We start from the raw sequence: 25,563 nt of genomic DNA on the forward strand, positions 1-25,563 counted from the left end.
GCACTGGTGTTGTGGGAAATTTTTTTAGTAATGGAGAAAAAAGATAATCAGGAAGAGGCCTCCGCGTTGTTTGAGGAATAGCCTGATCTCGTCTTTAGCCTCGTAAATGGATTGTTTTACCCGTGATTTGGAAATGTGAAGGAATTCGGCGATTTCATCCAGCGACATATCCTGTTCCATCCTTAACCGGAAAATTTCCTGTTTCCTTGGGGAAAGCTGGAGGATCGCCTGTTGGGCAAGCTGACTATATTCCGAAAACTGCAGTAATTCTTCAGTGGTGGCCCGGTGCTCCTCCTTGCCCAGGCTGTACTGTTTGTGAAGATTTACTTTAAACTGGCCATGTTTCAGCCGGTCGAGCAAGGCATTTTTTCCCGAACGTTTCAGGTATACATCCAGTGACCTGATAGTTATCAGCAGTTCTTTCCTGTCCCAGAGTTTGAGAAACAAATCCTGGCATATATCCATGATGTCGTCATCAGGCAGGCTGGTAAAACGGTAGATATAATGATATAATTTAGGAAGATAACGGGTATATAATAGCTCAAAAGCCTGGGAATCGCCGTCGGCAGAGCGCTGTAGCAGTACATGCTCCTGAATGTGGTCTGTCCCTTCAACTTTGATAAATCCCATCTGACCCATTAAAACAGCATAGTTGGTTTAGGTTGTATCCCCCAAAATTATAAATAATATTAGCAATCCATAATATTTCGGATGGATAATTTATCCGGAAGACTAGCCAATCCGGGTACAGCAGCCGGCTGCGGTTTTTTATTAAAAATTTTTTATAAAGAATTTTTTTTCAAGATTTTATTTTTTAACTTCAGAATCTCAACAGCTCTAAATAACCTGGCTTTCTATATGTCAACGAACACGATAACCCGATTGTCCCATTCATGATCTTATACGCTGAACAACCGCCCCATGGCGTAATGGCTTCATTGAAGACAGGGGAGGACTGTATAAATAAATCTGTTTTATGAAAAAGAAAAAAATCTCTCTGGCGAAAAAATTGTCGCTCAACAAACTGACTGTTGCTTCTATGACCCAACAACAGCAAAAATCACTGGCCGGCGGTATCAATACCCAGTATTGCGTTACCTATGATCCGCAGGTTACCTGTGAATCACATCCAAGACCAGGATACGTTTGCCTGTAATCCCTTTTCACATGAGCACGAATGCTGCCGGCTTTTAACCCGCCATCAGCAATTATAATTCCCTAACACTTGTAACCCGTAATCCACAATTTATGAGAAAGAGAAAACTACCCCTGGAGAAAAAACTCTCCCTCAGCAAAGAAACAGTTGCTATGTTAAATGCCGGTCATCAACAGCTGATTGCCGGTGGTATGGCCATACAGCCAATGGCAGATACCGTAGCTGATACCTGCGCCACCATTCCTCCAGGTAAAAAACTCTGCGTTCTTTGCCAGTCCTGATAAACTGATAACTTTTTAAATCTTAACCCGGATAAACTATCTCCCGCTGATGATAGCCATGAGATCGTTGTATCTATAATTCCGCTTTTTATGAGAAAAAGAAAACTTTCCCTGGAGAAAAAACTCTCTCTCAACAAAGAAACTGTTACCACGCTGACAGCTTCCAACCAACAGCAACTGGCTGGTGGTAAGGCATTGACCCTGCTGCCTAACTGCGCATATACTGCAGCTGAAACCTGTGTGACCATTCCTCCAGGCCAGATGTATTGCATCGCGTGCTAAGATAGCGCTACAGATCATCATTTATTTCTTAACCCGGATAAACTTTTACCTGCTATAATATTATAGCTGCAGGTACTGCTTTGTCCTGTAAATCCACATGTATGAAAAAGAAAAAAGTAGCACTCAACAAAAAATTGCTCCTGAAAAAGGAGACAGTAGCTATGCTGAACGATCAGCAGAAAATTAAACTGGCAGGTGGTATGCCACTGACCTGGTGGAGTTCCTGTTGTGTTGAAACAGATGAAGTTACCTGCCCTGCCGGTTGTGTAAGATAATCTACTGATTTTTCGATATAGCCGAACATACGCCCCAAGGCTCAGACAGGGGAGTACAAACACTTATAGTCTATCTGAAATCATGAAAAAGAAACAGATCGATCTCAGTAAAAAACTGATGCTGGGCAAGCAAACAATCGCTCAGCTGAATGCAGGTCAACAGCAACAGTTACAAGGTGGTGTGCAACCTACCACTACCGTGGAAACCGTTATTATCTCCAGCTGCAGAGCTACCAGCCCGGCTGTAGGCCGTCCATGCTGTATGATCCCTTGATAAGGGTAATGCATGTAACATTCGGAAGTAGCCGGCATATCCGGCTACTTCCTGTTTAATAAACCGGTAGTACCACACAACCAATTATGCACTGTCAATTTCATGTGGAATATGCATACACTAACATCCCGACTCCAAAACATCTACAATGACCTTATCCCGCTGCTGGAGCAGCAGGATTATAGTGCAGACAGGGCTGGCAGCCTTTTTAAAGGGCCGTGGGGCGCATTGCTGTACATGTTTTATTATGAACAGTATATCGACCAGGATGCCGATAACGCGGCAGCACTGCTGGAAAAAATATATGCTGCCTACTCACCGGATGAAGGCCTGAATTATTCCTTCTGCAACGGCCATACCGGCCCTTACTGGCTACTCGACCATCTTAACCGCCACGAATTCCTCGATATGGACATGCAACATATCGCCGGTGATTTTATAACGATAGCCATTACCCAGAGCAGGTTTCATACGGAAATGAAAAATTTCGACTTTCTGCATGGCAGCATTGGCATATGTAATTTCATGATGTCTTTTGCTGACAGGGAGGATGTACGCGAGCACCTGGCCTGGTTTACGGACCAGTTAATGGCTGTCAGCAAGGTAACTCCCCAGGGAAGAAGTCTGCCTATTTTTTATACCTATGAACAACCAGCAGGTGAATACGTAGATGCTTTCAGTTTGGCCCACGGCAGCTGTGCCGCACTGATCCTGCTGGCCAAGATATATACTGCGGGCATCGCCACGGATACCTGCCGCCAGCTGGCAGCGGAAAGTATTGACTTTATCCTGAACCATCGGCTACAGGTCAATGATACCGGCATGAATGCCATGTACCCGGCCATCCTGGATGGGAAATACTCCAGCGCACATAGCCGCCTGGCCTGGTGTTATGGCGACCTGAATGTGGCATGGATGCTCTGGTACTGTGGCAAGACATTCAATAACGCTGCCTGGAAAAATGAAGCGCTGGCGGTCATGCACTATAACACCCGACGCCTGACCCATGAAGCGGCTGGTGTGATGGACAACTGCATCTGTCACGGCACCAGCGGTATTGCAGCATTCTATCGTAAGTTCTGGTTCGAAACAAAAGATCCTGCTTTCCTGGAATGTGCCACGCACTGGCATAACATGGCTGTCAGCGAGGTTTCTTTTTCCGAAGATAACAGCAAGCATGGTATCAAAGTATGGCAGGGAAAAGATAAGGAATGGGAATATGCCTGGGACCTGCTCGATGGCGGTGCCGGCGTTGGATTGTCGCTGCTGTCGCAGCTCCAGGACCAGCCCCTCATGTGGGATGAATGTTTCCTGCTGTCCTGAGGAATGATTATGTACTATTAAAAAGAATGAGCTATGCCTTTGTCACATGCCGGATTCTTTCTGTTGAGAAGCCCCCTGTTCCCGGTGGATAGCTACCGGGAAGTACTCAATGGAGACCTGAATGAACTCCTTACTACCTATCCATTGTTTATCTATGCGTTGCATATCGCTTCCAAAGACCTGCTGAAGGAACTGGAACGCTATATCAGCGACCCCGCCGCATTTACGCCTAAAAAGGTCTTAAAACTCCGCAAATCCCTTTATAAGTACTGGGTGAGGGCCTGTACGAGAAGTACGCCATATGGCCTCTTTGCAGGCTGTACAACCGGTGTGGTATCGGATGCTACGGAGTGGCAGCTGGCGCCCATGTCCGAAGCAAGGCAGCATATCCGCCTGGATATGGACTATTTTACTAAAATATGTCACCATATACAGCAGCTCCCGGAAGTACAGGGAGCACTGCGCTACTACCCCAATAACAGCATCTACAGCAGTGGTAAGAAACTGCGTTATGCCGAATACATGATTCAGTTCAACCGCAGAAAATACCTCCTCACTGCGGTGGCAGACACCGTATTTGTACGGCAGATCATCACCAAAGCAAAAAACGGTATCACCATACAGGAAGCCGTACAGCTGATCATTGCTGAAGATAATACCATCGCACTGTCAGAAGCGGAAGACTTTGTACAGGAGCTGATAAGGTCGCAGCTGCTCATCGCGGAAACGGAACCGCGCATCACGGGCAATGATAACCTGGAAACACTCATTAAACAACTAGACTCCCTGGAAAATGTAACAGCACTAAAACATTCACTGTCGGATTTAAGTAAGTTATTTCAGCAGCAGGATTTCCAGCTGTCAAGGCTTATACAAATGGAGAAAGCCTGTGAGGAAGGTTTTCCGCTGGAGATGCCCAAAGATCTCCTGCAGGTTGATCTCTTTAAAGCGGCTACACATTGCACTGTCAGCGAACACCTGATGCAGGACATCCTCCGGCAGGTCAATGAGCTGATGGCTATCTGTCATGGCTATCCGAAAAACGGACAATCTGAGCTATCCTCTTTTGCTGACCGCTTCCGGGAGCGTTACGACGCGGAAGAAGTACCACTTAACCTGGTGCTGGACGGTGAAACAGGCATCGGCTATGGCAATGGCACCAATGTGCATACTCCTTTCGTGGAAGATATTGAAACCGCTGGAACTACTGAAAATACAACGGTAACCTGGTCGGCGCTGCAACAGCTGTGCCTGGATAAATATGAAGGTTTCCTCCGCAATGGCGGCCCTGTCACCATTACGGAATCTGAGCTGAAGGAGCTGGGAGATCCGGAGCAGCTGCCAATGGCGCGCAGCACCTATCTGTTTGGCGGGTTGCATGCAACATCCGCTGCTGCTGCTGATAGCGGCGTATATACCTTTGCGTTACATTCGATGGGAGGGCCTTCTGCTGCCAACCTGCTGGGGCGCTTCTGCAGCGGCGATGAAGTGCTGGCAGAGAAAGTCAAAGCGGTATTGCAGGCGGAAGAAGCCGCAGACCCCGATGTTATCTATGCAGAAGTAGTGCATTTCCCCGAGGCACGCGCCACCAATGTGCTGATCAGGCCAGTTTTGCGGCAATATGAAATCCCCTATATCGGTGTGGCCGGCGTAGCGCCTGCATACCAGATTCCCGTTGATGATCTCATGATTTCCCTGCGCGGAAGAGAAGTGGTGTTGAGAAGTAAAAGACTGAATAAACAGGTGATACCACGCCTGAGCTCTGCACATAACTATAGCTTTAATAGTTTACCTATCTATAAATTCCTCTGCGATCTGCAACATCAGTCGCTCGTATCACATCTTTACTGGGACTGGGGCATACTTTCCAAGCGGGTACATCTGCCAAGAGTTGTATATAAAAATATTATCGTTAAACGAGCTGGCTGGAATATCTCTGCAAAAGATATAGAAAAAATTGCCGATAATGCTGCCGGACAAATGGCCTTTGTTGCCTCGTTCAGACAACGGTACAACATGCCGGAAAAGGTGCTGCTGTCGCAGGCAGACAATGAACTGCTCCTGGACCTCTCCGCACCGCTGGCGGTGGAATTGCTGTTCGATCATATCCGCAAAGCTGGTACTGTAAAGCTGAAGGAATGTTTGCTGGAAGAAGAAAATGGTGTGCTCCGCGATGATGCCGGTAAAACATATGCCCATGAAATACTGGTGCCCCTGCAATTTACACCTAAGCAAACAGCAGTAACAACAGGCAGGCATCTACCTGAAAATACAACAATAGCAACACGCAATTTTGCACCCGGCAGTGAATGGCTATACGTAAAAATCTACTGTGGCTATCGCGTGGCAGAAGAGCTGCTGGCAGGGTATTTCGCAGAACAGTTGTCAATATGGAAAGAAGATGAACTGTTTGAGAAGTTTTTCTTTCTGCGCTATGCAGACCCACACCCACATATCCGCCTGAGATTTCTTAATACACAGACTCCGTCGAAAAATGATTTCCTCCTGCACCAGGTACAGCAGGCCATGGTGCCTTTTATCGCTACAGGACAGGTACAGAAAATCCAGTGCGATACCTATGTGCGGGAACTGGAAAGATATGGTGCAGACACCATTGAACTGGCGGAGTCCATCTTTTATTTTGACAGCCTTGCCGTTACTGGTATCATCAGTATGCTGGAAGGTGCCGACGGAGAAGAGTACCGCTGGAAACTGGCGCTGCGCGGTATGGATATGATGCTGGATGATTTCGGACTAACGCTGACGCAGAAACGAAACCTGCTGGGTGTAATACGTGCAGGCTTCGTTACAGAATTCGGCGGCCAGGCATTACTGCATAAACCACTCAACGATAAATACAGGCAGCACCAGCAGGAAATACAATCTTATCTGAATGCTGCCAATGATGCCGGCAACGACATCGCAGAGGCGGTTGAACTGTTTCTGGAACGCAGTGCCGCCGCAAGGCCAGTGACGGCCATTATCCGCGAACGCTGCACTTCGGAAGAGGAATACCTGCGCTTCATCGCAAGCCAGCTGCATATGTTCATCAACAGATTGTTTGTAGGCAAGCAACGCAAACATGAACTGGTGTTATATCATTTTCTTGAAAAATATTATTTATCTCAATTGGCACAGGAGGCCATCGCCAGGTAATGAGCTTTACGTTTTATAAACAACTGGATGCCATGGACTGTGGCCCTACCTGCCTGCAAATGGTAGCCAGGCACTATGGTAAAAAATATCCGCTGGAATATCTGCGCGAGCAATCCAGCATTACCCGGGAAGGCGTAACCGTATTGGGTATAAGCGAGGCGGCGGAGAAAATCGGTTTTCGGACTAATGCGGTGCGGATATCCTTTGAGCAACTGGATGAACAGGTAGATCTGCCCTGCATTCTGCATTGGAACCAATCGCATTTTGTAGTGCTGCCACCGCAGGAATACGACCGGCATAATAAACGGGATAAAATCCTGATCGCTGATCCGGCACATGGACTGGTGAAAGTAGATAAGGAAACATTCCTGCACTGCTGGCAGGGCAACAGCACTACGGGCGTAGTACTGATGCTGGAGCCAACGGAAACTTTTTACAGCAGGGAAGCTGTACAGAAAAATAAATCCGGGTTCCGTTTTCTGTTTACCTACCTGCGGCCTTTCCGTAAATATATTGTACAGTTATTTATCAGCATCCTGATTGCCAGTCTGTTTTCTCTGACACTGCCATTTCTGACACAGAGCCTGGTGGACTACGGTATTAACCGCCAGGATACCAATTTTGTGTCGCTGGTATTGTTATCGCAGCTATTGCTGTTTGCCGGAAGTACGGCCATAGAGATGATCCGCAGCTGGATATTGTTGCATATGAACAGCAGGATCAATATCAATATCATTTCTGATTTTTTGGTGAAGCTGATGAAATTGCCCATCCGTTTTTTTGATGCGAAAATGATAGGTGACATCCATCAGCGAATCGGGGACCATACACGAATCCAGAGTTTCCTTACCGGAACTACCTTGTCCACGCTTTTCTCTTTTGTGAACCTGCTGGTATTTACCATTGTGCTGGCTATTTTCAGCTGGAAGATATTGTTGGTATTTGTGTTGTTTAGTGCTGCTGCCATCACCTGGATACTGTTTTTTATGAAGCGTCGTAAAACGCTCGACTATAAACGTTTCCAGCGAATGAGTGAGAATGAGAATGTGCTCTTTGAGATGATCACCGGTATGCAGGAAATCAAACTGAATAACTGTGAAACATCACGCAGGTGGGAATGGGAGGGCGTGCAGGCCGGGCTGTTTCATATCAACGTCCAGAACCTCGCGCTGGGGCAGTACCAGCAGGTAGGGTCTGTGTTTTTCCATCAGCTGAAGAATATCCTGATTTCGTTTATTACCGCAAGAGAGGTGATGAACGGGCACCTTACACTTGGTATGATGCTTTCCGTCAGTTATATCATCGGTCAGATGAACGGGCCGCTGGAGCAGCTGCTGACCTTTGTACAATCGGCGCAGGATGCTAAAATAAGCCTGGATAGATTGGGCGAAATCCATAACCGCGCGGAAGAGGAGCAAACAGGGCAGCGGGTGCTGGAGCCCACCGGTAAAGGGTTTGGAGATATCCGGCTGGAGAACGTATCCTTCCGTTATGGCGGGCCTCAGTCGCCGGCTATCCTGAAAAATATTGACCTGGTGATTCCGGAAGGCAAGGTTACAGCGATTGTGGGCGCCAGTGGCAGCGGAAAAACGACCCTCATGAAATTACTGCTGCAGTTTTATGAACCTACCGCAGGTAATGTGTATGTGGGAGATAGTCTGTTACAGGACCTGTCACCGAAATGGTGGCGGCGGCAGTGTGGCAACGTTATGCAGGATGGGTTTATCTTTTCAGGAACTATCGCCAAAAATATCGCCATCAGTGATGAGGTGATCGATAATAAGAAGCTGGTGCATGCTGCAACTACAGCCAATATACGGGAGTTCATCGAAGATTTGCCACTAGGTTATCAGACCAAGCTGGGTAATGTTGGTAATGGCATCAGTGCAGGACAGAAGCAACGTATACAGATCGCGCGGGCCATCTATAAAAACCCTGCCTACCTGTTTTTTGATGAGGCTACCAGTGCTTTGGATGCCAGCAACGAGCGCATCATCATGGATAATCTCGACCGTTTCTTTGAAGGGAAAACCGTGGTGGTCATCGCTCACCGGCTAAGTACCGTAAAACATGCCGATCAGATCATCGTACTGGATCAGGGAGAGATTGTGGAGATAGGTACCCATGCGAGTTTAAGTGCGCAGCGGGGAAGTTATTTTACATTGGTAAAAAATCAGCTGGAGCTGGGAGGATAATTTATGTCAGAGACAGCAACGCAGAAAATAAACGGTAGTACCCACGCTTCGCTGGAAGAGGTGCGTAGTGAGGCCGTACAGGAAATTATGGGTAAGATGCCCTCCTGGATTATCCGTAGCGGCATGTTCCTGATAGGACTGCTGGTACTGGTGGCCATGGCGGGGGCCTGGTTCTTCCATTACCCTGAGGTGACGAACGGAAAGGTCGTCATTACCCGAAACAATGATGGTATCGCTGTTATAGCCAGCGTGCCGGCGGCAGGAGCCTGGAAACTCAAACCCGGACAACCGGTGTTGATCAGGCTCACTGCTTATCCCTATGAGGAATTTGGTATGCTTCAGGGCAGAGTGGATGCTGTCTCCGCCACTGATGCAGATGGTACTTTTTCGGTGGCGGTAAACCTGGAGCATGCGATGCATACAACAGCAGGGCGGGAAGTCCCTTTTCAGCCCAGACTGGAAGGGCAGGCGGAAATCACTACAGGCGACAGTAACCTGTTACAGCGGCTGTTTGGGAATAGCTGGAAGTTGATCAGGTAAATGTTTTTTTAAAAAAAATATGGCCGTTAACGTGATGCTAACGGCTATCAGTTAATTATTTTTCTGTGGCAATAGCGGTGACTGCCTGCAGAAAGGAGCTGCTATGAGGAATCCATTGTTCGCTCCAGCGCCACTCATTACCGTTGTCTTCCACTTTAAATGCAATACCGGAACCATCGGCGTTGTTGCCGGTAATACCGTTGGAAATACCTCCTTTTCCGCTGCCATGGCCATACATGGAAGCCATATACGGTACATTGTAATGGCCGTAACCATACATCATACACATATTGTAAGGGTTGCACCCCAGTATCCACGACAACAGGTTGGTGGTATAGGTTTGTATGGCTGGCTGTACGCCCAGCGGGGTTTTTGCCGGATATACCAGTCGTCCGCCGGTAATCATAGCTGCTGCCAGAGAGCCCAGTCGGGCATCTTCGCCCTGCCACCACCAGCCGCTTTCGTTTTCATGTGGAATAAAGAATCCATCTGTTGGCTTGCCTTTAAAAAGGAAACTTTGCCGCGGATAGCCGAAAGGGTTAGTAACGGCGGCGGTTACACGCAGGTTATAGTCGATCGCTGACTTAATGGTGGTCAGCGCCTTTTTGCGGTAACTGCTTTCTTTTTCAGCATCCAGGTAGCGGGCAAGTGCGATAATGGGAACACCGGCATCGGAAGCATGCCAGAAGGGCCTGATGCCATCGTCTGCAATGAAATAGCCCGCAGGGGAGAGGCGTTTACTCAGGTTGCCTGCACGGGTTCGGGCTTCCTGCTGATAAATTGTTTTGCCGGTAGCCAGCCATAATTCCGTAGCGGCCATCAGTGCACAGTAATCATCGATGATATTGTCTTTGCCGTCATCTGCGTATGTAGTACTGTTTTGTTGCAGGTGTGCAAAGGCTTTTTCTGCTCCGGCAAGGTATTGCGCTGCTGTGAAGTCGCCATGGCGGCCCCAGCGTGAAATACGTGCCAGCGCAGCGATGGCCATGCCGCCGCCTTCGCGCCATGCACACTGGTAATCAGCCGTGGTTTTGCTATCGGCGAGTAATCCTACCACCCGGCGTGCGTTGGCATCTTTTTTAAAATAACTGAACACCGTCATGTAAAAATATCCTTCCGGAGAGAGCGATCGCATGATATAATCAGCACCGTAAACCGCTTCCTGCTGTAACGCTGCAGTGGTACCAGTCTTCGCAAGCAGCTGCGGCATGCGTTCTACAGCATTTACCATAGACCAGTCTACCATTGGGATCTGCTGTGGCGACATGAAATTCGTATAGGCGAGGTGGGAGAAGTATTTACTCACATCTCCGGAGGCGTCGCACCAGCCACCGCTGAGGTCAACCGTTTTATCGCTGCCAAATAAACGAATATGTTTGTCGGCTTCCTTTTCCTCCGGGGAGGCGGCGCGCTGATGAAAGAAGAATGCGGTAATGGCCGGTACGGCTATGCTGGCAATAGCCTGATGGTCTATACGGAAGGCGTAGGAGTCGTGCGTCTGACCATTAACGCGGACGCGCAAACGATAATAGCCTGGTTTTGTCAGGGCGGAAAAATCTGCCCGGCTATACCATTCCTGCAGTTGCCAGTCGCTCACCTGCTGTGAAGCTGCTAATCTGCCAGTATAGGCACTTACGTTAGTAACGGTGTCGATAATACTGAACGCCGTATTGGCGGGCAATGCCACGTCGCTGCTTACCATGGCGGTTTTGCCTGTTGCGGCATCATAGGCCACCTGGTTGGTCAGTAACGTTATTTTGCTTTGTGCATCCGCCAGCGTGATACTGCTGCAAAGCAGTATCACGCCGATGGCTGTACGTAAGTTATAGTAAGATGATATCATAATTACAGATTAATACGATATAAGCCATTGCGGCCTGTAATGAACAGCTGCTGCCCATTGTTGGTGATAGCCAGTGATGACGGGCGCTCCGGCACTTTCAACATATCAACCTGCTTGCCTGCCGCATTGAACCGGAACAACTCCCCATCTGCTACCCATACATTCCCCTTGTTGTCGGGGATGGCGTTGAAATCGCCCTTCTCTGCAAAGTAGAATAAATCAGACAGATAGCCTTGTGCATCTACCTTGAAACGAACGGTTCGTTTGTCGTATTCGTCTGTGGCGTACAGTGGCTGTCCCGGGAAAGCCGCTACGAGTGCGCAGGAGCGTGCGAGGTCGTAAGCCGCAGGGATAATGGTTTTGCCATCAGGGGCTACCCAGCATTCAGCGTTCCTGTTGACAGACACCGTATTGAAGTCATGGAAATCCCGCCAGCGGTTAGAAGGGTACAGCGCTTTGTATACCGTAGGTACGCTGCCCATCTTCGCTTTCTGCAATAGTTGGATGCTTTCTTCCGGCTTGTCAGGATTGATGCTGTATACCAGCGTACCGAAGCCACTATTACCCCAGCCACTGAAAGAAGTGCCTCCGGCATCGGCAGGGTTTTCGAATTTCTCCGGGGCGCCGTTTACCAGCAGCCCAGGCTGTGGATTGTAACGGAATACTACCAGCAGGTTATCGTTTGAGTCGCAGCCGAGAGACAACGGCTCCCATGGGAAATCAGCGAGCAGCTGTAGCGACTGCGTAGATGCGTTCCATTTATAGATACGTTTCATGCGCTGTTCAGCGAAGTATACATTGCCCTTGGAGTCGGCGGTTAAGCCTACGGCAAACTCGAATCCTTTGGCCAGTTGCTGTACACCATTTACGGGCGCAGCTTTGGCGTTAAGCGCTGTGTTGCCGCTGATGGTCAGTTTAGCCAGTTCCGTAGGACGTACTTCCGTGTTGGTGTTGATATCGTACAACGGATTATCGGTGGTGTATTTGATCTGGCTGTAGTTGTGTATGTTCAGCAGTTCCAGGTTGCGGCAGTTCCAGGTGCGGATGCTGTAAGGATAAGGTACTTTCACACGGATTACGCGGAACATATACAAGTTGGCAAAAACCATGTCGTGGCAGTCTGTCAGCTCCAGTGGCTGACAATCGGAGCTTTCCACGCTTTCTTCTTCCAGCTGCAGCGCGAATACTTTCCAGTTGGATACTTTGTTGAAGCGTACTTCATTACGTACATGGTGTTCTACAGAGAGGGCGTATATCCTGCCGCGTGTGCTGGTATTATCGGCATAGAAGCCGTTGCAGGCATAGGTATCGGCGGACCAGATATTTTTAAAGATACCGCCACCGTTGCTGGTCACCCAGAGGCTCCAGTACTGCGTGTCCCAGGTGGGGTCGAAGCTGCCGTAGTTGCGGCGTTCGCCGGCCGACTGCCTTTCTTCCCATTTCCAGTTTACCTGTGGCCCCGGGCGCATGGTGCCGTGGCCGCCGATAAATTTCACGTCATCCACCATCGATTTTTCGCCGGCCATCCACTTGCAGGCAACCGCGCGGTAGTTGGCAGTGCCGGTATACAGACCGATGCCCGTAATGATGTTGTTGCCGCCGGCAGGAGCTTCCACCATAGCTTTCGGCGCACCGAAGCCGCCAAAGGCCGGACTGTTTTCCGCCAGTGCGAAGTTGGTAGCCATCGGGTGAAGGCCGATCAGTACAGTATTAGGTTTCAGGTGAATGGTTTCGCTGATGCGGTAGGAACCTTGCGGAACAAAGATGACATCATGTTCATTGATGGCCTGTTGTATCGCCTTGGTATCATCGGTAACACCGTCGCCGGTGGCGCCGGCATTTTTGAGGTTATACCAGGAAGCCATGGCAGGCAATGCAGGTACATCATTTACAGGCAATGCCGGCATGCGTTGTAACGGTGCCGCATCAACGTTAAGGCGGAATACCGCCTCTTTGTCCAGGTCGTCCTGCTGGAGGCCATAGGTGAGCGTATTCACGGCATAGATGGCGGCCGGCGCTTTGGTAGCGGTATCGCCCTGCGGGTATTTCACCAGCACCGGTACTTTGCTGCAGGCAAGGTTACGGATATTCAGCTGCATGTTGGCATTGCCTTCATTGCTGATGGTGATGGCGGGGCCACTGATATTCTCGAAGCGGCTGTCTTCCAGGTAGATTTTTTCCCAATAGTTATGTTCTACCTGGATGGCGGCAGGCACATTTTTTACTTGCATACGAACGATGGTGAAGCCGGCCTCCTGGGATTTGATAGCGCTGCGGCGCTGTCCCTCGAAGTAGGTATCCATCATCATGAACTGCCATCCCGGCGAGGCTTTGGTGGTATAGATGCCGTATTCGCCACCGAAGAACTGCACATCTTCCATAAAATTACCTACATCAAACAGGCCGGCTTTACCGTTACCGATACTGATGTTGATATGCGCCACAAAGCTGTGTTGTGCAAAGTGTGTGCGAAGCGCTACGGCGTTGGGGTTGCCGTCTTCTATCTTCAGGTCTACGTTAGATAAGGCACTGTAAAAGGTGCCGGCCCCGGCATCAGGGATATTACCGCCTGGTTCCGGTGTGCTGCTGGTAAACCAGAACATATAGGCGGACTTACCTTTATCCCCTGGCTTTTCTTCCTGAAAGCCTGGTGAGTTTTTGGCAAGCACAATGGTAGGACGGTTTTTACCATAGCCAATGACGCGGATAGCGCCGGGGATATAGATCGTTTTAGAGATCTTATAGGTGCCTTCCGGGATCAGGAGTGTACCGAAGTTGCGGTCTTTTTTTAGCTGGTTGATGGCTTGTTGCAGCTGTTCTGATACGTCCATGCTGCCATCAGCTTTAATACCGAAATTTTTCGCGGTGAAATACATCGCAGCGGGGTCTTCCGGTTGCTGCGGATAAAATGATTTTCCCGGCCTGAACTGGCCGTAAACGTGGAATACGCAACCAGCCAGCAGGCCGATTACCAGTAATGCCTTTTTACAATACTTCATTAATAACGCCAATTTTTATAGGTGAGCGAATAGCTACGTTATAATTGATGACTGGCGTTTAGTTATGTTTGGGAGATGTCTTGCCAAGATATAACAGCAGATGATAAATTTATAAAAAAATATTACAGATGGTAAAAGCGGGGATATTTTGTAAGATATCTTTGTTAATCAATAATACCGGAAGATCATCAAATAATCATCTACCTGAAAATATATGAAAATAATTGATAAACTCGCGTGGATAGAAATTAAGGACAAAACGATTCTCTCTACTATATCTAAAGGAAAACAGAAATACTATATTCCTGGTGGCAAAAGAGAGCAGGGCGAAACGGATGAACAGGCGTTATGCCGGGAAATCAAGGAGGAGCTGAATGTTGAACTGAGAAAGGACACCCTGCAATATCTCGGTACCTTCGAAGCACAGGCGGATAGCCATGCGGAAGGTATCATCGTAAAGATGACCTGTTATACCGCCGATTATACCGGCGCGTTAGCGGCAAGCGCTGAAATTGACCATTTCCGCTGGCTAAGCAGTGCAGATAAAGATAAAATATCTGAAGTAGATAAATTGATTTTTGATTATTTAAAAGAGCAGGATTTGCTCGCGTAATGGCTGTTTGTCGCCGGCGGTAGGAGAAGTGAAAGGAACTGCCGGCCTTTCTGTCTGTAATAATCGGCGTGTACTGCTGCGCCGGATTACCGGGAATGGCTATACGATGATTGTATACGTGGATTATTTATTTAATCTATCTACTTCATCGTTATCATTCCGCTGTACATTTTCCCTGTTAGCTTCTTTTTTGCCTTTAGACAGGTTGTACGACAATCCAATACTGAAGTAGCGGGTAGGTATCCTGTTGGTAACATTTCTGGTGAAAGCCACTTCATTTGCTTCCCAGCCTATACGTTTCAGGTTGAAGGGATCTGCGAAATTGAGTGTAGCCGTAAATTTGTCGTGGAGTAAGCTCTTCTTGAAATTCAGGTCAATACTGCCTTGTGGTTTCCAGTCGTAAATGCCCAGGAACTTGTTTCTGCCATATCTTCCTACCAGTTCTGCATAAAATCCTGCGGGTAGTTTAAAGCGGTTGCTGATCCAGCCGTCCTGGGAGAATTTATCTTTCGCAATATAGCCGCCTTCATTTATTGCCAGTTTTACATAGCGTAAAGTAGCAGAACTGCTGATATCCCACCATTTGGCTACATGTATGGGGATACTAACGCTAACGAATATATCATCTGCATTGTTTACGTTGTCGTAGGTGGAGATGATGACGGCGTCGTAGTTGTGATATACCTGGTTGATGGCTTTGCTGGTATGTTTATACCCCAGCGTGAAGTTATAGGTTGAATGCAGGAGGTAAGACAATTGCAGGGCATTGCTGTAATAGGGCAGCAGCGCCGGATTGCCTTTCTCTATGTAAAACGGATTCTGGATATCTTCAAATGGGTTCAGTAACTGATAGGAGGGGCGACTGATACTCCTTGATGCTGCAAGCGTAAGGGCGTTGCCGGAAGTGAACGATCGCTGAAGAAACAATGTAGGAAAGAGGCCCCATTGATTATTCGCAATGCCGTTGCCAGGGCCGCTGGAATGCCCGTTGTATTGGGTGTTTTCGGTACGCAGTCCCAGCTTGAAACTCCAGGTAGTCCATTTTTTAGCGATGCTTCCGTAGAATGCAAAGATTTTTTCATCATACAGGAAATGATTGGAGCGTAGCGAGTCAAAACGGCTACCGGCTGAGAGTTCGTTGAAGTAACTGATATTATTGTCGGTAGATGATGCGTTATATTTTCCGCCGATATTCAGTGTCCAGCTGTTGTTCAGTATTTGCTCCAGGTCGATGTTGGCCGTATGAATGTGAATGGTAAGCGGATTGTCGATGTACAGGCTGTCCGCGAATTTTTTATCTTGTAGGGTAGGGTATGTATACTTTGTTTCTATGGCAGAATTATAGTTGTTGTCGTAGGATACATAGCTGTAGCCGATATCCAGGGTGCTACCTTTTTTATCCAGGCGGTTGCGGTAGAAGATATTGGCCTGTTGTATGCTTTGCCGGATATGCTTCTGATTGCCGGTATGTACGGTAGAATCGATGCTGGTTTTGGCGCCGGTGCTGAAATTATTGACAGACGTGCTGGTGGGTTCATATGGAAAGTGGGTACCTTCATAATTCACACCTATTACCTGCCGGTCATTTATTTTGTAATCGAGCCCGATTTTGAAATTTCCGTAGCTGATATTTTTGTTAACAGTATGGTTGTTCTGGGCAGTATATACCTGTGTGTTTTTGTAGTACTGTATTTCCGTTTGCTCGTCGAACTGTGTTCCCATATAGCCGCTGGCGCTGGTTTGGAAGGTAAATCTTCCTATTCTGTAGTTGAGTGCCAGCCATGCAGAATAATTACTGTACCTGGTATATTGGTATTCCGCGCCTGCGGAACCTGAAAGACCGTATTTATAATCGTTTTTCAGTAATATATTGATTACTGCCCCGCTGTTGTCTGCATCATACTGTGCGCCTGCAACGGCGCGTACTTCGTAGCTTTTAATGGATTCGGAGGGGATGCTTTTCAGGTAGTTCAGCAGCTGTTGTCCGGTGAGCTGAATTTTTCTGTTGTCGACATATACTGTTACTTTTTCACTGCCTCTGAATAGGATGCTGCCCATGGCGTCTATCTGTACCTCCGGGATGACGTTAAAGAGTCGCATGGCATTTTCGCCGTTGGCGTATATACTATGTTCTATGTCTACCGTAAGCCGGTCTAAATCCCTTTTAAGGAAAGGGCTGTGGGCATCCACTACTACCTCCTTCAGGTTGACGGATTGATCGGAATGGATGGTGATGGCAGATAAGTGTAAGTCTTTGCCGGTAAGTTGCAGGAGCTGGGAATGGCGTGTATTCATTGGTCCGTATGCCTGGAGCAGATAGTTCCCCGATGAAATACCGGTGAGCAGGAAGTTACCGGTGGAGTCGGATACTGTTCCTTTGACCAGTTGAGAATCTATGGCTGTCCGGAGTGTTACTGCGGCGCCTGGGATGGGGGTGCCATCTGTGGTTTTAAGCTGCCCGCTTATTTTAAGTGACTGTCCGGTGGTTTGCAGACTGGTACTTAGCAGGATAGCAATTATTATGGTTGTTAGCAGTACGGCATTTCGTTTCATTTATCACCGGTTGTTTGCATGATAACAGAAATGGGAACGGGTTATTTTAAAATAAGTTGGTGGCTGTCTTCGTATCCGTGGATGATTATAAAGATATTATTTCTGCTCATATTTTATAGCGGTATTTTCTGTTGGAGGGGTGAGGGGGCCTATGTCTGTGGTTTTGATCGATTTAGATAGTACTGGAGAAGATTATCGCGGAATATCAGTAATGGATATACGAAATATATATGGGCGTGCCTGGTTGTTGTTTTTTGTGGCAACTAATCATGTGGAGAGGAACAGAGAGGATGGGCCATTTGTCGTGTCTGAATGATTGGTTAATTTTATGGCATAAGTTAATCATCTGCCTATGTTAGTTGTGGCTAAATACCCTATATTTTTTTTCCTGCTTTTCACAATTCCGCTAGTAGGATGGTGGGCCTACAAGCGGCTGTCGCGAAAGATTATTACTATTGTATGCTTAATTTCATTGGCACTATTATCACCGGTTATTGCGGGGTACTATTATGTATGGAATAGCGCTTATGTCTGGATTACTTATGTGGGTGCGGCTTTCGGGTGGGCATTCCTTAATTTTGTTGTAAAAGATAAGGAAGATGATCGGAATATGGCTGCGTCTACATTAATTTCGGTTATCCTATTTTTCCTGGGTGTGCCGGTGGCAATATTTGGTGGAATGTTGGCGCATGTGGAGCAACATGTTGTGTGGAAAGGAAAGGGCTACCGTGTTACACATATTGTTGAGCAGGGTTTCGCAGGAGGGCCTAAAAATACCTTTGAGCTTAACAGATATGCAATGATACCGATTTTCCTGAAAAGGGTGGAAGATGAGGGAGAGAGAGACAGTGCAAACAAATGCTGGATCAGATTCGGAAGCGTTGGGCTTACTTATAATAGCTGCGAGCCTGACGCTACATTTTAAATTTCAGATAAATAAATACAGTGGAACTAATACGAATAGAAGGTGCGTTTACCATGGATTGTGGAGCGCCAATGCCCATTATACTTTCGGGGGATAATGAATTGATAGTAGCTTTTTTTTCGCTTAATGAGGACCTGGCTGCGCCAGATGAACATGTAGTTATTAAATTTAAGCGGTGCATAAAATATATCTTTGGTACACCAGGTAATGAGACTTTGCATGGTCACCCATATTATAAACTGGGCTTGCGTTCCTGTTCATTTTATCAGTTAAAGGGTTCGGACCTGATTCAGGAGACGGATAGGATTGAGTCTGTACATCCGGCATATAAACCGGGTGTTCCCGGTAATCAAAAGCATTACATTCTAACTTTTCATGACAACATGTTTGAGTGTATAGCCGCAGGTTATGAGGTACTAACGAAAAATGAGGATTATTATAATCAGGCACTCACATTGCTGGAAATGACGGCCAATAGCCGTCAAAAATAACCGTTATGCGCCTTGATATTCAAACAGACAGATTAGTCATACGCGATTTTTTAAAAGACGACTGGCCGTCGTTGCATGGGTTGTATATGTTGCCGGAAACCGTTCGATATAACCCCAGCGGCTATCCGGAGAGCGAACTATTTACTAAGCACCTCGTGGATACCTGGCTGCATCAGCCTTTTGATACTAACAGGACTGCCTATACGGCGGCGATAATTAATAAATATGATCAGCATTTTGTTGGCATTATTTCGCTTGACCTGGCAGATGCAAAATACGCCAGAGCGGAAATCTGGTATAAGCTGCTTCCTGCTGATTGGGGAAAAGGTTATGCGACAGAAGCCATGCGTGCGATGTTAGCCTTTGGTTTCCGGGAGCTGAAGCTGCATAGGATTGAATGTGGTTGCAGTATTCATAATATTGCTTCTTACAAAGTAATGGAAAAGGTAGGCATGCAACGGGAAGGCGTAAAACGCAGTGTACTGCCACTGGCCGATGGCTGGCATGATGCGTATATGTATGGGATATTGGCGGAGGAGTTTTTTAACAGGACAATTATCTGAAGCATGATAGCAGATATTAGAAAGACTGTAAATGAGATCGATCATATTATCCGTAAGGGGTTATGGTTAGATTTTACGGTATTCAAATATGAGGGGCGCACGTTAACCATAGCTGGTAGCGAGGATTTAATCTATTATCATCAATTGGAAATCATCTTCGAAAATGTATTCTTTTTCCGGGGATATATGGATGAATGGCATTCTGATACCAGCGCGCCGGTGTTTGTTTTGCCGGATGATACAACAGAGTTGAATTATCAGTTTGAAATAGAATATGGATATACGCTTTTTATATTTAAAGCGGAAGATCATAAAAATGATATTATTATTGCAGCGGAAAGTGTTTCGTATAATACAGATACGGTAAGGTATTCGTGGCACGAGAATAAAAAGGTAATAGAAAGAATTCCTGCTCCGAAAAAATAATATGGCCCCAACTACTCACTCAGCATAAACCCTAGTATCGGTTCACATTTTTCTTTACATGGCTTATAGTAGGCGCCATGTACCCATGTAGCAGATTTGGGTGATTGTCCCCACCAGAATTCGGCCAGCGCTAGTGCTTCCATCTTGTGTTCCCAGGCATATTGCAGCAATTTTGGGCCGGCACATTCACCTGCACCTGCGGGCGGTTGTTTGTAACCGTTATTTATGAAGATGTCTATCAAGTTTTTATACTGGCCAGCTTTATTCCTGAAGTTATATTGTTCGTGGATTTTACGTTGCAACGCATTGGAATGGGCTTTGCGCGTTTCTTTTAGCGCTGCGGCAGCAGCCAGGCTGTCAGTGGTGTTTTCCTGTTGCAATGCAGCGATTTCCCTGTTGATTTCAGTCAGGTGGGTCATGCCGGCGTTGAGGAATCCGCCGTCTTTGAGGCCGTCGAATATGGGTGCTACAAATTTGTTGTGATGGTTGCCATTGGCCAGTTTGCCTGAAAATGCAGCAAGGTAGCCTAGTTCGTTATTTTGGTTTCGTACTACCAGTACGCCGAACATCTTGCCTATGATGGCGCCGGCGCCATTGTTGCCCAGCCCGAAATTATGGTTCCATTCGGTTTGTTGCAGGAGGTGCTGCTGTAGCTCAGCCGCTGCGATTTTGCAGAGGGGATGGATGTCGGCGTCCGGGCTAAAAGAGAGCCCGTCAGCCATGATATTGGCTGTAGTCTGGTCTTTAAAGAGGCAGAATGCCTCGCCAGTGGCTTGTTTTAGTTCCGATGCAGATGGATGCCCATCTTCCGCTACATTAATCATATACACTTAAAGAATAATAACATCCGGGGATGTATTGCGCCGCAAAGTTAGGTAGAAATTAGCAGGTATCGTAAAGGTTTTTATCTTTTCTGCTGTGGAAATCAGATGCAGATTTTTTATCAAACTATGGAAGAAGAAAAATACAATTTTTAGTTATCTTTTACTAAAAAATACAAGGATAAATGTCTTAAAAAATATACGAAAATGATACTGTGGTTATCATATTGAAATGCCTGATTTTACTGGTGTTTTAGGTGAAAGAAAATAATTAATTATTTACTTTTTTTCCGAATGAAAAATTCTACATTCGCTTTGAATTAACCATATTTAAATTTCATGTTTTCCTGAATGCATTTTTGAATTGTTTGAAATTAACCTCCATTAAATTGTTGCTTAAATTTTATGCGTAGCAAATGTAATTATGATGAAAAATCAAAGCAAAGCCTGCATGCCGCAGAGCTGCTGATTCACTCCCAACGTTATAATAGCAGTGTGCATTGTTCGTATTACTCCTGTATGCAGAAAATATTTCAAATACTGTTTGTTGATAAAAAAAATGACAAAGGAAAAATGTTGTCGAATGGGAGATTTGACCGGAAAGGCAGCCATCAGCAAATATTTGATATGATAAGTACCGAGTTTTCAAAATCATATCCAGCAGACTATAAATGGCTAAAAAGACAATTTATAAAATTAAAAGAATTGCGGGAAAAAGCAGACTATTCTGATGAACCAATTGATCAGGAAGAAGTGTACAGAGCTTTACGTATTGCAGAATCTATTATCACACTTATTCGTAAAATATAATGTCATGGAAAAGAAGATTATGCCCGGAATGACTATAAAAAATTATTTAGATACCCTTGCTTTGAAATTTAAAGATATCAATATTAGATATGGATTTGATGATATGTCAGAATTGCATCTTGTAGAATTGATGCCGGAAGAAATATACGATAATAATAAGGAGCTGTTGCGTGACTATATTGATTTTTCAGTGGAGTTTGACAGACAGAATCAATATCCAATCCTCTTTTTCTCTACAGACCCTTATTTTAAAATCAAAAAAGCTGAAATGGAGTGGAGTCAAGGAAAATACAAGGATCCTGTCCCTCAGATTAAGTCAGCTTATAGTGTTGCTGAAAATGTTACGCCAGAAATATTTATTAAACAGCAGTTAAATAAGCTTGCCATGAAATTTAAAAAAGTAGAAATGAAATATGCATTTATTGAGAAAATGGATATTCATGTCATTGAGGTGATGCCGCCATTTGAATATTTTATGAATGTTGAATTGAGAAAATACTGGACTGCGATCTCCATCGCATTTGATAAGCTGTTTAATGAAAATATTTCATTCATCTGCCCCAATGGAACAGATAAAACCTTCTGGATAACCAAACCTGATATGGAATGGAAGGCCGGCAAGTGTCTCTCTGATAAACCTTCCCTGCTCCTTACCAGGGAACAGGTTATACCGCAGCAAAGTTTCGCCCTGACCACTGTAAATAGCCACTTTGTTGGCGGTAATGGCCAGGCTTTGCTGTGAGACAAAAAAGATTCATAAAATTTAGTATCATGAAAAAGAAAATCAAGGTAGCTCCGGTTGTAGCTATAAAAAAACATTTAGATGCTTTGGCACTGAATTTTAAGAATGTCACCATCAGATATAAAGTGAATGAAAGGACAGGAACGCATATTGTAGAACTGACTCCGGAAGAGGTGTTTTATAATAACGAGGCATTGGATGCCTTTTGGATTCCTTTTTGCGTGGAATTTAATTTGCAATATGAAGATGCAATCGTCTTTATTTCGGCTGATTCTACATTGAGGATAACCAAACCTGATATGGAATGGAAGGCCGGAAAATGTCTCTCTGATAAACCTTCCCTGCTCCTTACCAGGGAACAGGTTATACCGCAGCAAAGTTTCGCTTTGACCGCCATTAATCCAGCATTATATCGGCCGTAACGGCCAGGCTTCACATTTCAGTAATTTTTGTTTGCAGCATGCGTTGTATCGCAAACAAATCCTTTCCCGGAACTGTTTCATTTTAGTCGTCATCAACCATCTTTCCGACGGCAGAAGACGTCTAAAATTTTACACTATGGCAGAGAAAATTAATCCCGGTTTCAGCAGGGCAAATCATGTTGGCATCACTGTCCGCAACCTGGAAAAATCCATCGCTTTTTATGAAGCACTTACCGGACTCAAGGTTTCCAATGTCGATGAAATTGGCGGCCCCAGAATGGCCAAAACCCAAGGTCTGGAAGATACCCGCATTAAATTTGCCAATCTCCACCTGGATAATCTGAATATAGATATTTTAGAATATGTGCTGCCGGCACCGGAAAAAGCAGCTTACCATAATAATCAGATCAGCGCCATGCACCTCTGTTTTGAAGTAGACGACATAGATGCTGCCATGGAACGCCTGAAACAGATCGGCGTAGTACCGGAAGGAGCACCCATTGTTTTCGAAGAGGCAGACGGCCTACGCGCCGGCTTCGGGACTGCAGTAGCCTATTTCACCGATCCTGACGGTACCAACCTGGAAATTATCGCGCCTAAAGGCCCTTTCAAAAGAAAAAATCCATAAAATACTATTTATCCCTGCCTCCCCATTCACCCCTTTTGCCAGTTAAGTTGCCTTATATCCGGATTACCCATATAAAACTGTAATCATTGATATAAAGATGGCTAAATACTGGCATTTTTTACCATTACTGGCAATAGGATACACCGCCCATGCCAGCAATCCGGAAACTGATAAAGAACTGAACAGGAAGAACACAATCCGTCTCGTCATGAACCATATCATGACCCAACACTACGCCCCTAAAGCTATAGATGATGATTTCTCAAAAGCCATCTGGAAGAAATACCTGAACGTACTCGATGGTAATAAAAATACCTTTCTCCAGGTGGATATCGCCGCCCTCCGGCAATATGAAACTAAAATAGATGATGAGCTGACAACACCTTCCCTTGAATATTTCAACGCTATTTTTCAGCTCTCCAATAAACGCCTCCTGGAAGTACAGCAGGTGTACCGCACCTTGCTGGCGCAGCCAATGACCTTCAACACTAAAGAAACTTTTGAAACAGACCGACTCCACGCTGATTACCCAGCTAATGAAGCCGCCAGAAAAGAAGTCTGGCGCAAATACCTGAAATACCAGGTGCTTCGTAAAATGGTGGAAATGCAGCAGCAAGACAAAAAACTCAGCGATGCCGCCGCCGAAAAGGCTGCCAGGAAAGCAGTGCTCACCGCCACTGACGGCATGTTTAAAAACCTGCTGGGAAATACCGCCGCCGACGACCGTTTCAGCGCCTATATGAATACGATCACAATGGAAATGGACCCGCATACCTCCTTCATGGCGCCCGCCGATGCAGGCATCCGGGAAGCTATGATGAGTCACCGCTATTTCGGGCTGGGACTGGAGCTCACCGTAAAAGACGGCACCGTATATATTAAAAGGGTACTCCCCGGCGGAACCGCCGACCAGAGCGGATTACTCCAGGCAGATGACCTGATCCTGCAACTCAGCGACGACGATGGTAAAATGGTAGATGTAGCAGGGATGGGCATTGTGGAGGTCTCCAAAATGATCCGCGGCGAAAACAACACTACCCTGAAGCTGCTGGTGCGCAAAGCTGCTGGCACTGAAAAGCAGGTGACAGTAAAACGTGGAGAGATTAAGGAAGATGCCAATGCGGCCAGAAGCGCCGTTATCACTCAAGGTACTAAAAGACTTGGATTGGTCCAGCTATCAGAGTTTTACCTGGACGCTAAAAGGCCGGATGGCGCCCGTAGTGCCATAGACGTTGCGAGAGAAGTACAGCAATTAAAAGAACAACAGGTTGATGGTATCATCATAGATCTAAGGAATAACCCCGGTGGCTCACTGGACCAGGTAGTAGCCATGACAGGTCTCTTTGTGAAAACAGGTCCGGTAGTACTGGGGAGAGATAAAGAAGGCGTACAACCCTATCCGATAGCCAATGGAGATAAGCCCCTGTACGAAGGGCCGCTGGCAGTAATGATCAATGAAAGCAGCGCCTCCGCCGCTGAGATTTTCTCCGCAGCCATACAGGATTATCACCGCGGAATTATAATTGGGAGTCCTTCTTCCTATGGAAAAGGAACCATGCAGCATACTTTGCCGATGGGCAAATTAGGTGATGCCGACAAAGGAATTCCTGATGTTAATTACGGCTCCCTGGCGCTTACCATTAAAAAGTTCTATCGTATTAATGGCGGTACCACGCAGCTGAATGGCGTTGTTCCTGATATCATCGTTCCTGGTAAAAGAGAATATGCCGGATTACGGGAACGCGACAACGAAACAGCCCTCGCTGCCGACTCCGTTCAACAGGCCTTTTACATGCCTTCTTCAGCAGGCGGAACACTGAAAGCCATTGCACATAACGCACAGCAAAGAATTGATAAGGATAGTTCCTTCACATTGGTGAAACAGGACGTAGAATGGCTACGGATGCATTCAGCAGCTGCTTTTAGTCTTGATAGAAATGCTTTCATAAAACAACTTACCAACATTCAATCCTATAACAATGCCATCGATCAGGCATTAAAACTGCCGGCTGACCAGCAGCTGGTTATTAAAGGTACCTCTATACAACAGCCATCATCCGACAAATTAGCTAAATACGAGGAATGGATGAACAACTGCCGAACAGACATATATCTTGCAGCAACAGTAGTTGTCCTGACAGATATGACAGACAAACAGGCGAGAGATAAATAAATCCGGATTTTAGTCTATTTTGTGTTGATAATGTTTATGGGAGGGGACAATGGAATATGTATCAACCAAATT

24 protein-coding genes are annotated in these 25,563 nt (G+C 46.3%); 19 read left to right on the forward strand and 5 right to left on the reverse strand.

The window, feature by feature from the left end; genetic code table 11:
• Nucleotides 1-24: 24 nt before the first annotated feature.
• On the reverse strand, nt 25-630 hold the full coding sequence (locus F3J22_RS16060) for an RNA polymerase sigma factor (RefSeq protein ID WP_167018975.1): 606 nt from the start codon (nt 628-630) through the stop codon (nt 25-27).
• Nucleotides 631-976: 346 nt separating this feature from the next.
• On the opposite strand from F3J22_RS16060, the gene F3J22_RS16065 reads away from it, so the two are divergent.
• From F3J22_RS16065 to F3J22_RS16105, 9 genes are all read left to right on the forward strand, one after another.
• Nucleotides 977-1,156, forward strand: a complete 180-nt coding sequence (locus tag F3J22_RS16065; RefSeq protein WP_167018976.1) for a class I lanthipeptide — start codon at nt 977-979, stop codon at nt 1,154-1,156.
• 92 nt (nt 1,157-1,248) lie between these two features.
• On the forward strand, nt 1,249-1,437 hold the full coding sequence (locus F3J22_RS16070) for a class I lanthipeptide (protein WP_167018977.1): 189 nt from the start codon (nt 1,249-1,251) through the stop codon (nt 1,435-1,437).
• A gap of 90 nt (nt 1,438-1,527) precedes the next feature.
• A complete protein-coding gene (locus F3J22_RS16075) occupies nt 1,528-1,719 on the forward strand; it encodes a class I lanthipeptide (protein WP_167018978.1) in 192 nt (63 codons plus the stop codon).
• A gap of 101 nt (nt 1,720-1,820) precedes the next feature.
• Nucleotides 1,821-1,994, forward strand: a complete 174-nt coding sequence (locus F3J22_RS16080; RefSeq protein WP_167018979.1) for a class I lanthipeptide — start codon at nt 1,821-1,823, stop codon at nt 1,992-1,994.
• A gap of 82 nt (nt 1,995-2,076) precedes the next feature.
• Nucleotides 2,077-2,268: a class I lanthipeptide gene (locus F3J22_RS16085; RefSeq protein ID WP_167018980.1), complete on the forward strand. Its 192-nt coding sequence runs from the start codon at nt 2,077-2,079 to the stop codon at nt 2,266-2,268.
• Nucleotides 2,269-2,379: 111 nt separating this feature from the next.
• On the forward strand, nt 2,380-3,591 hold the full coding sequence (locus tag F3J22_RS16090; RefSeq protein ID WP_167018981.1) for a lanthionine synthetase LanC family protein: 1,212 nt from the start codon (nt 2,380-2,382) through the stop codon (nt 3,589-3,591).
• A 33-nt stretch (nt 3,592-3,624) separates the two neighbouring features.
• The gene (locus F3J22_RS16095) at nt 3,625-6,747 is read left to right on the forward strand and encodes a lantibiotic dehydratase (protein ID WP_167018982.1); all 3,123 of its coding nucleotides are present in this window, start codon (nt 3,625-3,627) and stop codon (nt 6,745-6,747) included.
• Nucleotides 6,747-8,942 (forward strand): peptidase domain-containing ABC transporter, encoded by a 2,196-nt coding sequence (locus F3J22_RS16100; protein WP_167018983.1) that lies wholly within the window; start codon nt 6,747-6,749, stop codon nt 8,940-8,942. Before F3J22_RS16095 ends, F3J22_RS16100 begins: the two co-directional genes overlap by 1 nt.
• A gap of 3 nt (nt 8,943-8,945) precedes the next feature.
• The gene (locus F3J22_RS16105; RefSeq protein ID WP_167018984.1) at nt 8,946-9,482 is read left to right on the forward strand and encodes an HlyD family secretion protein; all 537 of its coding nucleotides are present in this window, start codon (nt 8,946-8,948) and stop codon (nt 9,480-9,482) included.
• Between the two features lie 55 nt (nt 9,483-9,537).
• Here the strand turns inward: F3J22_RS16105 and F3J22_RS16110 are convergent, their stop codons facing one another.
• Together F3J22_RS16110 and F3J22_RS16115 are read right to left on the reverse strand one after the other, a co-directional pair.
• Nucleotides 9,538-11,325, reverse strand: coding sequence for a glycoside hydrolase family 9 protein (locus F3J22_RS16110; RefSeq protein WP_167018985.1), 1,788 nt, complete (start codon nt 11,323-11,325; stop codon nt 9,538-9,540).
• 2 nt (nt 11,326-11,327) lie between these two features.
• On the reverse strand, nt 11,328-14,324 hold the full coding sequence (locus tag F3J22_RS16115; protein WP_167018986.1) for a glycosyl hydrolase family 28-related protein: 2,997 nt from the start codon (nt 14,322-14,324) through the stop codon (nt 11,328-11,330).
• A gap of 214 nt (nt 14,325-14,538) precedes the next feature.
• Here F3J22_RS16115 and F3J22_RS16120 point away from each other — a divergent pair, with 214 nt between their 5' ends.
• The gene (locus tag F3J22_RS16120) at nt 14,539-14,937 is read left to right on the forward strand and encodes an NUDIX domain-containing protein (RefSeq protein ID WP_167018987.1); all 399 of its coding nucleotides are present in this window, start codon (nt 14,539-14,541) and stop codon (nt 14,935-14,937) included.
• Nucleotides 14,938-15,060: 123 nt separating this feature from the next.
• On the opposite strand, the gene F3J22_RS16125 is transcribed toward F3J22_RS16120, so the two are convergent.
• A complete protein-coding gene (locus tag F3J22_RS16125) occupies nt 15,061-17,490 on the reverse strand; it encodes an outer membrane beta-barrel family protein (RefSeq protein ID WP_167018988.1) in 2,430 nt (809 codons plus the stop codon).
• 352 nt (nt 17,491-17,842) lie between these two features.
• Here F3J22_RS16125 and F3J22_RS16130 point away from each other — a divergent pair, with 352 nt between their 5' ends.
• The 4 genes from F3J22_RS16130 to F3J22_RS16145 are packed head-to-tail and all read left to right on the forward strand — an operon-like array spanning nt 17,843 to nt 19,895.
• On the forward strand, nt 17,843-18,415 hold the full coding sequence (locus F3J22_RS16130; protein ID WP_167018989.1) for a hypothetical protein: 573 nt from the start codon (nt 17,843-17,845) through the stop codon (nt 18,413-18,415).
• Nucleotides 18,416-18,435: 20 nt separating this feature from the next.
• Nucleotides 18,436-18,906 carry a hypothetical protein gene (locus tag F3J22_RS16135; RefSeq protein WP_167018990.1) on the forward strand — a complete coding sequence of 157 codons (471 nt, stop codon included), beginning with the start codon at nt 18,436-18,438 and terminating at the stop codon, nt 18,904-18,906.
• Between the two features lie 5 nt (nt 18,907-18,911).
• A complete protein-coding gene (locus F3J22_RS16140; protein WP_167018991.1) occupies nt 18,912-19,469 on the forward strand; it encodes a GNAT family N-acetyltransferase in 558 nt (185 codons plus the stop codon).
• A gap of 3 nt (nt 19,470-19,472) precedes the next feature.
• On the forward strand, nt 19,473-19,895 hold the full coding sequence (locus F3J22_RS16145) for a hypothetical protein (protein WP_167018992.1): 423 nt from the start codon (nt 19,473-19,475) through the stop codon (nt 19,893-19,895).
• Between the two features lie 11 nt (nt 19,896-19,906).
• Here F3J22_RS16145 and F3J22_RS16150 read toward each other — a convergent pair whose 3' ends face one another.
• The gene (locus tag F3J22_RS16150) at nt 19,907-20,719 is read right to left on the reverse strand and encodes a pseudouridylate synthase (RefSeq protein ID WP_205195332.1); all 813 of its coding nucleotides are present in this window, start codon (nt 20,717-20,719) and stop codon (nt 19,907-19,909) included.
• Between the two features lie 402 nt (nt 20,720-21,121).
• On the opposite strand from F3J22_RS16150, the gene F3J22_RS16155 reads away from it, so the two are divergent.
• The 5 genes from F3J22_RS16155 (at nt 21,122) to F3J22_RS16175 (ending at nt 25,491) form a co-directional block, all read left to right on the forward strand.
• Entirely contained in the window at nt 21,122-21,526 is a 405-nt protein-coding gene (locus tag F3J22_RS16155; protein ID WP_167018993.1) for a HEPN domain-containing protein, read from the forward strand.
• A 4-nt stretch (nt 21,527-21,530) separates the two neighbouring features.
• Entirely contained in the window at nt 21,531-22,268 is a 738-nt protein-coding gene (locus tag F3J22_RS16160; protein WP_167018994.1) for a hypothetical protein, read from the forward strand.
• 29 nt (nt 22,269-22,297) lie between these two features.
• On the forward strand, nt 22,298-22,690 hold the full coding sequence (locus tag F3J22_RS16165; protein WP_167018995.1) for a hypothetical protein: 393 nt from the start codon (nt 22,298-22,300) through the stop codon (nt 22,688-22,690).
• 136 nt (nt 22,691-22,826) lie between these two features.
• Complete coding sequence (locus tag F3J22_RS16170; protein ID WP_167018996.1) at nt 22,827-23,318, forward strand: VOC family protein; 492 nt, start codon at nt 22,827-22,829, stop codon at nt 23,316-23,318.
• 97 nt (nt 23,319-23,415) lie between these two features.
• Nucleotides 23,416-25,491, forward strand: coding sequence for a carboxy terminal-processing peptidase (locus F3J22_RS16175; RefSeq protein WP_167018997.1), 2,076 nt, complete (start codon nt 23,416-23,418; stop codon nt 25,489-25,491).
• The last annotated feature ends 72 nt before the right edge of the window (nt 25,492-25,563 follow it).

Source organism: Chitinophaga sp. Cy-1792 (genome assembly GCF_011752935.1).
GTDB lineage: Bacteria > Bacteroidota > Bacteroidia > Chitinophagales > Chitinophagaceae > Chitinophaga.

Excerpts from the sequence above, each read along its gene's own strand:
- F3J22_RS16060 (WP_167018975.1), bottom strand. The coding sequence starts at position 630 with ATGGGATTTATCAAAGTTGAAGGGACAGACCACATTCAGGAGCATGTA.
- F3J22_RS16065 (WP_167018976.1), top strand. The coding sequence starts at position 977 with ATGAAAAAGAAAAAAATCTCTCTGGCGAAAAAATTGTCGCTCAACAAA.
- F3J22_RS16070 (WP_167018977.1), top strand. The coding sequence starts at position 1,249 with ATGAGAAAGAGAAAACTACCCCTGGAGAAAAAACTCTCCCTCAGCAAA.
- F3J22_RS16075 (WP_167018978.1), top strand. The coding sequence starts at position 1,528 with ATGAGAAAAAGAAAACTTTCCCTGGAGAAAAAACTCTCTCTCAACAAA.
- F3J22_RS16080 (WP_167018979.1), top strand. The coding sequence starts at position 1,821 with ATGAAAAAGAAAAAAGTAGCACTCAACAAAAAATTGCTCCTGAAAAAG.
- F3J22_RS16085 (WP_167018980.1), top strand. The coding sequence starts at position 2,077 with ATGAAAAAGAAACAGATCGATCTCAGTAAAAAACTGATGCTGGGCAAG.
- F3J22_RS16090 (WP_167018981.1), top strand. The coding sequence starts at position 2,380 with ATGCATACACTAACATCCCGACTCCAAAACATCTACAATGACCTTATC.
- F3J22_RS16095 (WP_167018982.1), top strand. The coding sequence starts at position 3,625 with ATGCCTTTGTCACATGCCGGATTCTTTCTGTTGAGAAGCCCCCTGTTC.
- F3J22_RS16100 (WP_167018983.1), top strand. The coding sequence starts at position 6,747 with ATGAGCTTTACGTTTTATAAACAACTGGATGCCATGGACTGTGGCCCT.
- F3J22_RS16105 (WP_167018984.1), top strand. The coding sequence starts at position 8,946 with ATGTCAGAGACAGCAACGCAGAAAATAAACGGTAGTACCCACGCTTCG.
- F3J22_RS16110 (WP_167018985.1), bottom strand. The coding sequence starts at position 11,325 with ATGATATCATCTTACTATAACTTACGTACAGCCATCGGCGTGATACTG.
- F3J22_RS16115 (WP_167018986.1), bottom strand. The coding sequence starts at position 14,324 with ATGAAGTATTGTAAAAAGGCATTACTGGTAATCGGCCTGCTGGCTGGT.
- F3J22_RS16120 (WP_167018987.1), top strand. The coding sequence starts at position 14,539 with ATGAAAATAATTGATAAACTCGCGTGGATAGAAATTAAGGACAAAACG.
- F3J22_RS16125 (WP_167018988.1), bottom strand. The coding sequence starts at position 17,490 with ATGAAACGAAATGCCGTACTGCTAACAACCATAATAATTGCTATCCTG.
- F3J22_RS16130 (WP_167018989.1), top strand. The coding sequence starts at position 17,843 with ATGTTAGTTGTGGCTAAATACCCTATATTTTTTTTCCTGCTTTTCACA.
- F3J22_RS16140 (WP_167018991.1), top strand. The coding sequence starts at position 18,912 with ATGCGCCTTGATATTCAAACAGACAGATTAGTCATACGCGATTTTTTA.
- F3J22_RS16145 (WP_167018992.1), top strand. The coding sequence starts at position 19,473 with ATGATAGCAGATATTAGAAAGACTGTAAATGAGATCGATCATATTATC.
- F3J22_RS16150 (WP_205195332.1), bottom strand. The coding sequence starts at position 20,719 with ATGATTAATGTAGCGGAAGATGGGCATCCATCTGCATCGGAACTAAAA.
- F3J22_RS16155 (WP_167018993.1), top strand. The coding sequence starts at position 21,122 with ATGCGTAGCAAATGTAATTATGATGAAAAATCAAAGCAAAGCCTGCAT.
- F3J22_RS16160 (WP_167018994.1), top strand. The coding sequence starts at position 21,531 with ATGGAAAAGAAGATTATGCCCGGAATGACTATAAAAAATTATTTAGAT.
- F3J22_RS16165 (WP_167018995.1), top strand. The coding sequence starts at position 22,298 with ATGAAAAAGAAAATCAAGGTAGCTCCGGTTGTAGCTATAAAAAAACAT.
- F3J22_RS16170 (WP_167018996.1), top strand. The coding sequence starts at position 22,827 with ATGGCAGAGAAAATTAATCCCGGTTTCAGCAGGGCAAATCATGTTGGC.
- F3J22_RS16175 (WP_167018997.1), top strand. The coding sequence starts at position 23,416 with ATGGCTAAATACTGGCATTTTTTACCATTACTGGCAATAGGATACACC.